Annotated in this window: 10 protein-coding genes; 7 read left to right on the top strand and 3 right to left on the bottom strand. The window is 70.8% G+C overall.

Annotation, left to right across the window (positions count from 1 at the left end; genetic code table 11):
* Positions 1–112 precede the first annotated feature (112 nt).
* Positions 113–2,185, top strand: a complete 2,073-nt coding sequence (locus E4V01_RS05000; protein ID WP_135297593.1) for an NAD(+) synthase — start codon at positions 113–115, stop codon at positions 2,183–2,185.
* A 37-nt stretch (positions 2,186–2,222) separates the two neighbouring features.
* Here the strand turns inward: E4V01_RS05000 and E4V01_RS04995 are convergent, their stop codons facing one another.
* On the bottom strand, positions 2,223–2,684 hold the full coding sequence (locus E4V01_RS04995; protein ID WP_135297592.1) for a response regulator: 462 nt from the start codon (positions 2,682–2,684) through the stop codon (positions 2,223–2,225).
* A gap of 133 nt (positions 2,685–2,817) precedes the next feature.
* Positions 2,818–3,918 carry a histidine kinase dimerization/phosphoacceptor domain -containing protein gene (locus tag E4V01_RS04990; RefSeq protein WP_135297591.1) on the bottom strand — a complete coding sequence of 367 codons (1,101 nt, stop codon included), beginning with the start codon at positions 3,916–3,918 and terminating at the stop codon, positions 2,818–2,820.
* 390 nt (positions 3,919–4,308) lie between these two features.
* On the opposite strand from E4V01_RS04990, the gene E4V01_RS04985 reads away from it, so the two are divergent.
* A complete protein-coding gene (locus E4V01_RS04985) occupies positions 4,309–5,757 on the top strand; it encodes an AmpG family muropeptide MFS transporter (RefSeq protein WP_135297590.1) in 1,449 nt (482 codons plus the stop codon).
* Positions 5,754–6,680, top strand: coding sequence for an EcsC family protein (locus tag E4V01_RS04980; protein ID WP_135297589.1), 927 nt, complete (start codon positions 5,754–5,756; stop codon positions 6,678–6,680). Before E4V01_RS04985 ends, E4V01_RS04980 begins: the two co-directional genes overlap by 4 nt.
* 9 nt (positions 6,681–6,689) lie before the next feature.
* Here the strand turns inward: E4V01_RS04980 and E4V01_RS04975 are convergent, their stop codons facing one another.
* The gene (locus E4V01_RS04975; protein WP_135297588.1) at positions 6,690–7,874 is read right to left on the bottom strand and encodes a hypothetical protein; all 1,185 of its coding nucleotides are present in this window, start codon (positions 7,872–7,874) and stop codon (positions 6,690–6,692) included.
* A gap of 79 nt (positions 7,875–7,953) precedes the next feature.
* On the opposite strand from E4V01_RS04975, the gene E4V01_RS04970 reads away from it, so the two are divergent.
* From E4V01_RS04970 to E4V01_RS04955, 4 genes are all read left to right on the top strand, one after another.
* Positions 7,954–8,559 (top strand): NnrU family protein, encoded by a 606-nt coding sequence (locus E4V01_RS04970; protein ID WP_060771291.1) that lies wholly within the window; start codon positions 7,954–7,956, stop codon positions 8,557–8,559.
* Positions 8,560–8,847: 288 nt separating this feature from the next.
* Positions 8,848–9,558, top strand: coding sequence for a tetratricopeptide repeat protein (locus E4V01_RS04965; RefSeq protein ID WP_135297587.1), 711 nt, complete (start codon positions 8,848–8,850; stop codon positions 9,556–9,558).
* 85 nt (positions 9,559–9,643) lie between these two features.
* Positions 9,644–10,984 (top strand): ribosome biogenesis GTPase Der, encoded by a 1,341-nt coding sequence (gene der / locus E4V01_RS04960; protein WP_135297586.1) that lies wholly within the window; start codon positions 9,644–9,646, stop codon positions 10,982–10,984.
* Between the two features lie 170 nt (positions 10,985–11,154).
* Complete coding sequence (locus tag E4V01_RS04955) at positions 11,155–12,057, top strand: sulfite exporter TauE/SafE family protein (protein ID WP_135297585.1); 903 nt, start codon at positions 11,155–11,157, stop codon at positions 12,055–12,057.

The following is a 12,057-nucleotide window of genomic DNA, read 5'->3' as shown; positions in this document are numbered from 1 at the left end:
CGGTGACGGATGGCGGCCCGGTCGCGGTCGTGCCCTGAATCGGGCCTGAAAATGCTGTTCCGAGAGGTGCTTGGCAGGGTTTCCTGCCGTATCAGGTGAGCTGCGAGATCCGGTGACGAATCCGAGCCAAGAGACCTTGAGTCCGAAAGACTTCCGCTCCCTCTACCGGCATGGCTTTGCCCGCGTCGCCGCTTGCACCGGCCGCAGCCATCCGGGCGACCCGGCGGCCAATGTCGCCGACATCTCAGGCCTCGCGCGGCAGGCGCACGGGGCCGGGGCGGCGCTCGCGGTCTTCCCCGAACTCTGCGTCTCCTCCTACGCCATCGAGGATCTGCTGTTGCAGGCCACCCTCCTCGACGCGGTCGAGGCGGGCGTGGCGCGTCTGGTCGAGGAGAGCGCCGGGCTCACGCCGCTGCTCGTCGTCGGCGCGCCCCTGCGCTGGCGCAACCGGCTCTACAATTGCGCCGTGGCGATCCGGGGCGGGCGGCTGCTCGGCGTGGTGCCGAAGAGCTACCTGCCGAACTACCGGGAGTTCTACGAGAAGCGCCACTTCGCCTCCGGCGCCGGCATCACGGCCGAGACGATCCGCCTCGGCGGGAGGGAGGCGCCGTTCGGCACCGACCTGATCTTCGCCGCCGACGACCTGCCGGGCTTCCGCCTCGCGATCGAGGTCTGCGAAGATCTCTGGGTGCCGCAGACGCCGGGCATGGATGCGGTGCTCGCCGGCGCCACCGTGATCGCCAACCCCTCGGGCAGCCCGATCACCGTGGGTCGGGCCGATTCCCGCGCCCTGCTGACCCGCGCCGCCTCGATGCGCGGCCTGTGCGCCTACGTCTACGCGGCGGCCGGGACGGGGGAATCCACTACCGACCTGTCCTGGGACGGGCAGACCAGCATTGACGAGAACGGCGTGCGGCTGGCGGAAGGGCAGCGCTTCCCTCAAGCGCCGGTCGTGACGCTGGCCGATATCGACCTCGATCTCATCGCCCAGGAGCGGCTTCAGGCCGGCAGCCTCGACGACAACGCCCGCCAACACGACACCCCGCCGTGGCGGACAATCCCCTTCCGGCTCGATCCGCCGACGAGCGATCTGGGGCTCGAGCGTCGGGTCGAGCGCTTTCCCTTCGTGCCGGCCGACCCCGCCCGCCTCGCGCAGGATTGCTACGAGGCCTACAACATTCAGGTCGCCGGCCTCGCCCAGCGGCTCGCCGCAACCGGCACGAAGCGGGCGGTGATCGGGGTTTCCGGCGGCCTCGACTCGACGCACGCGCTGATCGTCGTCGCCAAAGCCTTCGATAAACTCGACCTCCCGCGGAAAAATATCCTGGCCTACACCCTGCCGGGCTTTGCCACCTCCGACGAGACCAAGACCAACGCCCACGCCCTGATGCGGGCGCTCGGCACCACCTCGGAGGAGATCGACATCCGCCCGGCCGCGCGGCAGATGCTGGCCGATATGGGCCACCCGTTCGGGCGGGGCGAGGCGGTCTACGACGTCACCTTCGAGAACGTGCAGGCGGGCCTGCGCACCGACTACCTGTTCCGGCTGGCCAACCAGCACGGCGGCATCGTCATCGGCACCGGCGATCTCTCGGAACTGGCGCTCGGCTGGAGCACCTACGGGGTCGGCGACCAGATGAGCCATTACGGGGTCAATGCCGGCGTACCCAAGACCCTGATCCAGCACCTGATCCGTTGGGTGATCGCGTCCGGGCAGTTCGGCGAGGCGGAGAACCGCACGCTCCGGGCGGTGCTCGACACCGAGATTTCGCCCGAACTGGTGCCGGCCTCGGAAGGCGAGGGGCCGCAGAGCACGGAGGCCAAGATCGGTCCCTACGCCCTGCAGGACTTCAATCTCTGGTTCACCCTGCGTCACGGCTTCCGGCCGTCGAAGATCGCCTTCCTCGCGCTCCATGCCTGGGGGGACGCGGCGGTCGGCGACTGGCCGCCGGATTTCCCGCAAGCCAAGCGCGTCGCCTACGACTTGGCCGAGATCCGGCGCTGGCTCGGCGTCTTCCTCGATCGCTTCTTCCGCTTCAGCCAGTTCAAGCGTTCGGCGCTCCCCAACGGCCCGAAGGTCTCGGCCGGCGGCTCGCTCTCGCCCCGCGGCGATTGGCGCGCGCCCTCGGATGCCAGCGCCCGGGCGTGGCTCGACGAGTTGGAGCGGAACGTGCCGAAGGCGTGAGGCCACGGGGCCGACCCGGACCTGGGCCGGCGGCGCCTCACATTCCCCCGGTCCAGTCCCCGCCGCCGGCGGCCGGGGCGAGGTGGAAGCCGTCGAGGGTCTCGGCGGAGGGCGGGTGGCCGGCGCGGCGCTGGGCGACGTAGTCGAGGGCGCCCGCCACGGCGCGCTCGGAATAGGGCTTGGCGATCACCCCGAGGGCGCCCGCGAAATCCCGCGGGATGCGCTTGGCGTTGGCGGTCATGAACACCACGGTGACCCGCGGGTCGCGGCTCAACTGGCGCGCCACCTCCACGCCGGTCGGCCCGTCGATGAGGTGGATGTCCACGAGCGCCACGTCCGGCAAGGCGGTGCGGCCCAGCGCGATGGCGTCCGCCGAGCAGCCCGCGACGCCGACGCTGACATGGCCGAGGTCTTCCAGCAGGCATTCCAGTTCGAGGGCGATCAGCACCTCGTCCTCGACGACGAGGATGCGCAGGGGCGCCTCCCTCATCTCGGGCATCGCGGTTCTCCCGGCGTCGTTGTTGCCCCCGCCCCGAATGGATTCGCCGGATTCGCCGCTGAGGGAAGCGGCGCGGCCCGTCGCGGGACCGGTTTCCGGTGGAAACGGCCCGGAATGCGGAGGCGCATGTCCGTCACAATGCGTCGGTTCCGACGAGCGGGATCGTGATCGTGATCCGCGTGCCGGGCCCGGCATCCGACCATTCGAGGGTGCCGCGCAACTGGCGCACCACCATCTCGACCAGGGTGCGGCCGAAGCCGGCGGGGTTGGAGGGCACCGCGGCCATGCCGATGCCGTCGTCCTGAATGACGAGGCGCATCCCCGCCTCGAAACGGTGTGCCTCGATCGCGACCCGGCCGCGGCGCGCCTCCGGGAAGGCGTGGTGCAGGGCGTTCGTCGTCAATTCGTGGATCAGCAGCGCCAGCGGGGCGGCCATGGCGGCGGAGAGCGCCAGCGCCTCGATCTCCGTCTCGATCCGGGTGCGGTCCCGGTCGAGGCCGGCGGCGAGGTCGGCGATCAGGTCGGCGGTGAACTCCCTGAAGTCGAAGCGGGTGACGTCGCCCTCCGAATACAGCATCCGGTGGGCCGTGGAGAGGGCGCCGATCCGGTCGGCCATGGCCTGAAGCGCGTTGCGGGCGTCGCCCTCCGGCGTGCGGCGAGCCTTCAGCAGCATCAGCGAGGAGATGACCTGGAGGTTGTTCTTGACCCGGTGATCGACCTCGTGGAGCAGCGCGGTCTTCTGTTCCAGGGCCGAGCGCAGGTCGGCGGTCCGCTCGCTCACCTCGCGCTCCAGCGCGTCGTTGGCGTCGCGCATCGCCAGTTCCAGGTGGTGCTTGTCGGTCATGTCGGCCTGAGCCGAGAAGAAGAACAGGATCCGGCCCGCCTCGTCGCAGACGGGGTTGATCGTCATGCCGTTCCAGAACGACGTGCCGTCCTTGCGGTAATTGAGCAGCTCGCCCTCGAACGGCCGGCCGGCGTCGAGCGCCGACCGCATCGTCTCAAGCACCGCTGTATCGGTGAGGGGACCTTGCAGCATGCGGCAATTCCGGCCGTAGAGTTCCTCGCGGACATAGCCCGTGAGCCCGAGAAAAGCGCCGTTGGCCCAGACCACCGGGTTGTCGCCCCGCCGCGGATCGGTGACCACCATCGGCGTCGGGCTGGCCTCGAAGGCTGCCGCGAAGACCTCCACCGTGACGCCCGAGGGTAGGCTCGCTCCTTTGGGAAAACCCGTCATCTCTACGCCAACACAGGCATGCCGCTTTCGAGCGCGGCAGGCGAACCGGAGTCACCCGACGCATTCCGTAGCGTCCGGCCCCGCGACTCCAACGAGCCCGCCCCTCCCCCGTTCCGTGCGGCGAAGCACGGAGCGCCCTGCGGACCTGTCATCGTGCGGGAGCCTGTCATTACGGTTCTATCAACCATGTCTGCTCTATACGCAGCCCAGGATTCCGACTCTGCGCGGGGGCCGCAAGGGACGTGACGGGGCCTGAGGGCCGCAGGTCCGTCATGTTTTCTGCGGAGTCGGTGTCAAAGATGCGCGAGTGTCCGGACGCCCGGCTCCGCGCGGCGTCCCAGATCCATGCAACCCCGCCCGACGGGCGAGGGCTCCAGGGAGTTTTACGCGATGGCAGATGCGGCGAACTCCAAGACGCTTCCCAAGGACACGCCCGCGAAAGCGCAGCCGCGCAAGCTGCGCCTGCGCGACATCACCGAGGACAAGCGCGTCGCGCAGATGCTGGCGCTCGGCTTCTCCTCCGGCCTGCCGCTGCTGCTCGTGCTCGGCACCTTCACCCTGCGGCTCGCCGATTCCGGCATCGACATCAAGACGATCGGCCTGTTCAGCTACGTCGCGCTGCCCTACTCGCTGAAGTTTCTCTGGGCGCCCTCGATCGACCGGGTCGACGTGCCGTTCCTGGCCCGGCGCCTCGGCCGCAAGCGCGCCTGGATGATCGTGACGCAGATCGCCACCGCCCTGGCGCTCGTCCTGATGGCCTTCGCCGATCCGAAGGACCATCTCGCGCTCATCGGCCTCGGCGCCTTCCTCGTCGCCTTCTGCGCCGCCACCCAGGATGTGGTGATCGACGGCTGGCGTATCGAGGCGGCGGGCACCGACCTGCAAGGCATCATGGCCGCCACCTCGAACCTCGGCTACCGGTTCGGGCTGATCCTGGCGGGGGCCGGAGCGCTCTACGTCGCGGCCTATGGCGGCTGGACGCTCGCCTATCTCTGCATGGCCGCGCTGATGGGCGTCGGCCTGATCGCGGCGCTCCTCGCCACGCCCTACGACCGGCCGCGCGAGGCGGCGACGGGCAAGCGCGACCTGCCCGCCGCCGTGCGCCGCGCCGTGCTGGAGCCGCTGACGGAACTCCACGCCCGGATGGGCAACGCCCTGTTCGCGGTGCTGGCGCTCGTCGCGCTCTACCGGATGCCGGACTTCGTCTCCGGCGTGATGGCCAACCCGCTCTACATCACGCTCGGCTACGGCAAGGCGGAGATCGCCACCATCGTCAAGCTGTTCGGCATCTGGGTCGGGATCGCCGGCGGCTTTGCCGGCGGATGGTCGATCGCCCGGCTCGGCATGTTCCCGACCCTGGTGATCGGCGCCTTCATCGCCGCCGCCTCGCACCTGTCGCTGGCGTGGCTGGCGCTGGGCGAGCCGGAGCAATGGCGCCTCGCCATCGCGGTCTCGATCGAGAGCCTGTGCGGCTCTTTCGCCGGCATCGCGCTGATCGCCTACATGTCGAGCCTGACCACGCCGGGCTTCGCGGCCACGCAATACGCCCTGTTCTCCTCGCTCTACGCTCTGCCGGGCAAGCTGGTCGCCGGCACCTCCGGCTTCGTGGTGGCGGCCTACGGCTTCCCGACCTTCTTCGCGATGACCGCGGCGGTCGGCATCCCCGTCGTCGCCCTGTGCTTTGCCGTGGGACGCATCCCGCAGCGCACGGCGCCCGCGGAGGGCCCGGCCGAGGCTGCGCCCGACAACGTGCAGGGGAACCCAACCGGCCCCGTCGGTCTTGCCTCAGCCGAAGCGGGTCCCGACATCCCGCCCAAAGTCGCGAGGGCGCAGACGTGAACGACCTTGCCGTTGCCGGAGAAACCCTGCCGGTCCCGATCGATCCGCCGGCCGGAAAGCCTCTGTCGGAGGAGGACCGCGCCGTCCTGCGGCGCGCGGTAGCCGTGCTGGAGAAGCCGGGGCTCGCCTCCCGGCTCTCGGCCGCGGCCGGCGCGCCCCTCGACATGATCGGCCGCGCGCTGCCGGCCCCCATCACCGAGACGGTGGCCAGCGCCACGGAAGGCGCGATGCGCACGGCCCTGCGGGTCGCGCTCGCGACCCTGCCGGACAAGGCTGTGAAACCCGCCGGCACCGCGCTGGAGCGCATCGAAACCGAGGCCGGCGGGCGCCTGAGCCGCCTGCTCGGATCGAGCGACACCCGCCACAAGGCGCTCGCCGCGGTGACCGGTGCGGTCGGCGGCGTGCTCGGCCTCGCGACGCTGGCGGTCGAGCTGCCGGTCTCGACGACGCTCATGCTGCGCTCCATCGCCGAGATCGCCCGGGAAGAGGGCGAGGATCTGAGCGATCCCGAGAGCGCGCTCGCCTGCGTGCAGGTCTTCGCGCTCGGCGGACGGGCCGGCACCCAGACGACGGTCGCCGACAGCGGCTACTTCGCGGTGCGGGCGGCTCTGGCCAAGACCATGTCGGAAGCCGCCCGCTACGCCGCGCACCGCTCGCTGCTCGATGCCGGCGCGCCGCCGCTGGTGCGGCTCACCGCGCAGATCGCCGCCCGGTTCGGCCTCGTCGTCTCGCAGAAGGTCGCGGCCCAGGCCGTGCCGGTGATCGGGGCACTCGGCGGCGCTGCCGTCAACGCCGCCTTCATGGACCACTTCCAGTCCATGGCCCGCGCCCACTTCACCGTGCGCCGGCTGGAGCGTGCCTACGGCCGGGACGCCGTGCACGCGGCCTATCTCGAGGAGAAGGCGGCGCTCGGCCTCGGCTGAGGCGGGCGCTCACGGCCAGACCTTGATCGCCACCGGCCGCCGCACGAGGTCGCGGTCGGAGGTGATGGCGCAGCCCTCAAGGCGAAGGGTCGCGAAGGTCAGGAGCGCGCCCTCGCCGACATCGTCGAAGTTGCGCCCCTTGGCCCCCGGATCGAGCAGCGACGGGTAGGCGATCAGCCGGCCCCCGGCCTTGCAGGGATCGTCGTAGAGCGTGGCCCCGGCGATCAGCAGACGCGGCACGTCCCAGGTCAGCAGGTCGCGCGACGTGCTCCAATAGAAGCCCGATTCCGGAAACGCGCCGCCCTTGGCCGCCATGAACACGGCGATCCAGGCGCCCGTGCCGCGGTGGCGCACCACCGCGCCGACGGGGGCGGGGAACGGCCCGACCGGCCGGCAGGTGTCGGCGAGTTTGACCGCCTTGCGGTAGGGGTCGGGGAAGGCGGCGGTGAAGCCGGTCCCGGTCCAGGCGCGCCAGCTCGCCGGATCCTCCGGCCGCTCGGTGCGGAACAGGCAGACGCCCGCCGCCTGATCGCTGCCCGATCGGTCCCAGCCCGTGGTCGAGGCGAGGAAGTAGCGGAAGCGCCCCTCGCCGAAGATATTGGAGGGGTTGAAGAAGCCCCGGTGCCGGCCCTGGCCCTCCTCCTGCCGGAACGGCGCGCCCGCCACCACAACGGGCGGCGCCGCGCGGGAAAAGCTCCGGCCGCCATCGCGGGAGAAGGCCGCGGTGACCGTGTTGTACCAGCACTCCATGTAGACCTTGGAGCGGCAGCGGCCCTCATGCTCGTTGGCCTGATACTCGTGGTGGAGGAGGGCGGCGACGCGGGTCCCGTCCTCGGTCCAGGTGGCGGTGATCCACGAGCGGTCGTCGTAGAGCGCCGGGTCGGGCTTCTCGCCGGAATCGAGCACCACGCGGCAATCGAGCTTGAGACTGTCGAGATCGGGGCCGCGCAGGGCCCGGTTGCGGTAGTGCAGGCCGAAGACCGCGATCTGACCTGACGCGTCGCGAAAGGCGCGGGCGGGCGCATCGGGCACGTCGGCGCCGTCGCAGGCATCGCGGGTGGCGGAGAACAGCGTCCGCTCCGGCCCCGTCAGGGTCAGCGCCGAGAGCGGCGGTTCCGCGGCGGCGTGGGCCGGCGGCACGGAGCCGCAGGAGAGCGCGAGCGCTGCGACGAGGGGGCGAGTCAGTCTGGACATCGCCAAAGGATTGCGTTTTGAACCGTTACAGGGAGCTTGTCCGCATCCGCCGGAGCGAGCGCCGTCCACAGGCTGCCCCATGCTGGTTATGATCCTCGGCCTCGTGCTGTTTCTCGGCACGCACGCCTTCTCCATGGCCCGGGCCAAACGCGCGGAGGTGATCGGGCGAGTGGGCGAGGGCCGGTTCAAGCTCGGTTACACCCTGCTCTCGGTGCTCGGCCTGATCCTGACCGTCTACGGCTACGGGCTCTACCGGCAGGAGGGCATGATCCCGGTCTGGTCGCCGCCGCTCTGGACCCGGCATCTCGCGGTGCTGTTGACGCTGTTCGCCTTCATCAGCCTCGCGGCGACCTACCTGCCCGGCCATCTCCGCGCCCGGCTCAAGCACCCGATGCTGCTGTCCGTGAAGATCTGGGCGACCGCCCACCTCTTGGCCAACGGCGATCTCGGCTCGATCCTGCTGTTCGGCTCCTTCCTCGCCTGGGCGGTCGCCGCCCGCATCAGCGCCAAGCGCCGCGCGCTGACGGCGGGGCAGGTGGCGCAGCAACATGGCGGGCAGGCCGCGCCGGCCGGCTGGCGCAACGACGCCATCGCCGTGGTCGTCGGCGTCATCGCGTGGTTCGTGTTCGGCAAGTACCTGCACCCGCTGCTCATCGGCGTCGCCGCCTGGCCGGGACAGGCCTGACAGGGCGATCGCTCGAAGCGATCACCCTGGTTTGACTCCGGCCTCAAGCGCCGGCGGTCGCCTCCGCGACCTCAGGCTGTCGCTCCGCTCGATGCTTTCCGAGGCTAAAGCCCCGAAAAGCCGCTCCGCGCGGCGCTCTTCGCGCCGCGAAGCCGCTCAAGCGGCTTCGAGCGATGGCCCTGACAGACTTGAGCCCCCCATTCGCCAAAGCGGGGGCGCTGTGCTAGGCGCCCTCGATACGACGACGAGCGAGGCGAGCGCGCTCCGCGAGGAGCGCCCGGATTTGTCATGGCCGAGAACAACGAGTTCATCCGCGAGGTCGACGAGGATTACCGCCGCGACCAGATCGCCAACATCTGGAAGCGCTACAATGCGCTGATCATCACCCTGGCGGTCCTCCTCGTGGCCGGCGTCGGCGGCTACAATTACTGGCGCCATGCCGAGCGCACCCGCGCCGAGGCGGCCTCCGAGCGTTTCGACAAGGCCAACCGCCTCGCCAAGGACGGCAAGGCGGAGGAGGCTGACCGCGACTTCGCCGCGATCCAAGCCGACGGGCCGGGGGGCTACGCCCTGCTCGCCCGCTTCCGCCTCGCCGCCGAGGCGGCCAAGCGCGATGCCGCCGCCGGAGCGGACGCCTACGACAAGCTCGCCGCCGACACCGGCATCGGCGATGCCCTGCGCGACCTCGCCCGCCTGCGCGCGGCGCTGCTGCGCCTCGACGGCACCGATCCGAATGCGGCGCTGACCGGCCTCCAGGGGCTTGCCGCCCCGACCAACGCCTTCCGCCACACCGCCCGCGAGATGCTCGGCCTGACGGCGCTCAAGCGCGGCGACATCGAGGGCGCCGGCCGCTGGTTCGACCAGATCAGCGCCGACGGCGAGACACCCCAGAGCCTGCGTCAGCGGGTCGAGATCTACCAAGCGCTTGTGGCCGGTGGCGCCGTCACCGTGACGGAAGCCAAGCCCGAGAACGCCGCCCCGCCGCCGATCACCCGCTGACGGCGCGGCCGGAACCGCCTATCTTCGTAACGATGATGCGCGTCGGGCCCTCTCGCCCGCGCGCCTGACGAGACTGTTGTTTCCCATGGATCTGCCGACCGTCGCGATCGTCGGACGCCCGAATGTCGGCAAGTCGACCCTGTTCAACCGGCTGGTCGGGCGCAAGCTCGCCCTGGTGGATGACCGCCCCGGCGTGACCCGCGACCGCCGCGAGGGCGAGGGCTTCATCGGCGACGTCGCCTTCCGCGTCATCGACACCGCGGGCCTCGAAGAGGCGGACGCCGACTCGCTGCTCGGCCGCATGCGCGCCCAGACCGAGGCCGCCATTCTCGAAGCCGACGCGGTGCTGTTCGTCATCGACGCCCGCGCCGGCGTCCTGCCGTCCGACCGGCCCTTCGCCGAACTGGTGCGCCGCGCCGGCTGCCCCGTCATCCTCATCGCCAACAAGGCCGAGGGCGGCGCCGGCATGGCCGGCGCCTACGACGCGTTCTCGCTGGGGCTCGGCGATCCGATCCCGTTTTCCGCCGAGCACGGCGAGGGCCTGGGCTCGTTGCAGGATGCCCTGCGCGAGGTTCTGCCCGAACCCGACGAGGAGGACGAGGACGGGGAGGGCGGCAAGGGCCTGCGCGTCGCCATCGTCGGGCGGCCGAATGCCGGCAAGTCCACCCTGATCAACCGGATGATCGGCGAGGACCGCCTGCTGGTCGGCCCCGAGGCCGGCATCACCCGCGATTCGATCTCCCTCGACTGGGAGTGGCGCGGGCGCCGGATCAAGCTGCACGACACCGCCGGCATGCGCCGCCGGGCGCGCATCGACGACAAGCTGGAGAAGCTCGCGGTCTCCGACGGCCTGCGCGCCGTGCGCTTCGCCGAGGTCGTGGTCGTGCTCCTTGATGCGACGATCCCGTTCGAGAAGCAGGATCTCACCATCGTCGATCTCGTCGAGAGCGAGGGCCGCGCCCTGGTGATCGGCCTCAACAAGTGGGATCTCGTCGCCGACCAGCCGGGCCTGCTCAAGACCCTCCGGGAAGACTGCACCCGCCTGCTGCCGCAGGTGCGCGGCGTCTCGGTGGTGCCGCTCTCGGGGCTTGCCGGCGACGGCATCGACAAGCTGATGCAGGCGGTCGTCGATGCCTCCGAGGTGTGGAGCCGGCGCGTCTCGACGGCGCGGATCAATGCGTGGCTCACCGAAGCGACGCAGCGCAACCCGCCGCCCGCGGTCTCCGGCCGGCGCATCAAGATCCGCTACGCCACCCAGGTGAAGAGCCGCCCGCCGCACTTCGCCCTGTTCGGCAACCAGCTCGACGCCCTGCCGAAATCCTACACCCGCTACCTCGTCAACGGCCTGCGCGAAGCCTTCGACCTACCCGGCGCGCCGATCCGGCTGTCCCTGCGCACGACGAAGAACCCGTTCGAGAAGGGCTGATCCGGCCGGCGAATCTGGAGAAGCGCGGTTCCCGGAAAAGGACCTTCCCCCGCAGGAGGGCGACGGAGAGTTTGGGCCTCGGCGCGCGTTGAACTTGGGAAGTCCGCTCCCTTGCTCGACCTGTCCAAGTCCTTAGCCTGTCGGCTCCTTCTCGCATGGATCGTTTCCCGATGGCCGGATCGTCCTCCGCCGCCGCGCGGCCGGCAAAGCGCGTCGAGCCGCGCACGCTCGCCCTGGTCGGGCTCGCGGGCCTCCTTGTGGTCGCCGCCGCAGCCCTGTTCGCGGCCCTCGCCGATGCCGGCACCGTCCAAGCGGTTCGCGACGGGCTGACGAGCCGCGGTTTCTGGACCGCGGCGGCGGTCGGGCTCGCGGCGCAGACCGTCGATGGCGCGCTCGGCATGGCCTACGGCATCACCTCGACGACCTTCCTGCTCTCCACGGGGGTGCCGCCGGCGGCGGCCTCGGCCTCCGTGCACGTCGCCGAGATCTTCACCACCGCCTTCTCCGGCGTCTCGCACTGGCGGCTCGGCAATGTGGACGGGCCGCTGTTTCGGCGCCTGCTGATCCCCGGCGTGATCGGCGCGGTGGCAGGCGCCTATCTCCTCACCTCGGTCGATGGCGAGGCGATCAAGCCGTTCGTCTCGGTCTACCTGCTCCTGATGGGGCTCTACGTCCTGTCGAAGGCGTTCCGGGCCGTGAAGGTCAGCCACGAGCCGCCGCGTGCCGTGGTGCCGCTGGCGCTCGGCGGCGGCTTCGTCGATGCGATCGGCGGCGGCGGATGGGGACCGGTGGTGACGACCTCGCTGGTCGGCCGCGGGCAGGATCCGCGTACCTCGATCGGCTCGGTCAACGCAGCGGAGTTCTTCGTCGCGGTGGCGAGTGGGTTGTCCTTCACCCTGCTCGGCGGGCTGACCCACTGGACCACCATCGCCGGCCTCGTCCTCGGCGGGCTGTTCGCAGCACCCATCGCCGCCCTGCTGGTGCGGGTGATCCCGGCGCGGGGGCTGATGGTCGTGGTGGGGCTCCTGATCACGGGTCTCAGCCTCGTGAGCCTCGCGGGTCTGTTCGGTTAA

This window comes from Methylorubrum sp. Q1 (genome assembly GCF_004683995.1).
Lineage (GTDB): Bacteria > Pseudomonadota > Alphaproteobacteria > Rhizobiales > Beijerinckiaceae > Methylobacterium.
Note: the sequence above shows the minus strand (reverse complement) of the source record. Positions and strands in the feature narration are given on the sequence as shown.

Coding starts and splice junctions, on each gene's coding strand:
- der (WP_135297586.1), top strand. CDS start 9,644: ATGGATCTGCCGACCGTCGCGATCGTCGGACGCCCGAATGTCGGCAAG.
- E4V01_RS04970 (WP_060771291.1), top strand. CDS start 7,954: ATGCTGGTTATGATCCTCGGCCTCGTGCTGTTTCTCGGCACGCACGCC.
- E4V01_RS04975 (WP_135297588.1), bottom strand. CDS start 7,874: ATGTCCAGACTGACTCGCCCCCTCGTCGCAGCGCTCGCGCTCTCCTGC.
- E4V01_RS04965 (WP_135297587.1), top strand. CDS start 8,848: ATGGCCGAGAACAACGAGTTCATCCGCGAGGTCGACGAGGATTACCGC.
- E4V01_RS04995 (WP_135297592.1), bottom strand. CDS start 2,684: ATGCCCGAGATGAGGGAGGCGCCCCTGCGCATCCTCGTCGTCGAGGAC.
- E4V01_RS04985 (WP_135297590.1), top strand. CDS start 4,309: ATGGCAGATGCGGCGAACTCCAAGACGCTTCCCAAGGACACGCCCGCG.
- E4V01_RS04990 (WP_135297591.1), bottom strand. CDS start 3,918: ATGACGGGTTTTCCCAAAGGAGCGAGCCTACCCTCGGGCGTCACGGTG.
- E4V01_RS04955 (WP_135297585.1), top strand. CDS start 11,155: ATGGCCGGATCGTCCTCCGCCGCCGCGCGGCCGGCAAAGCGCGTCGAG.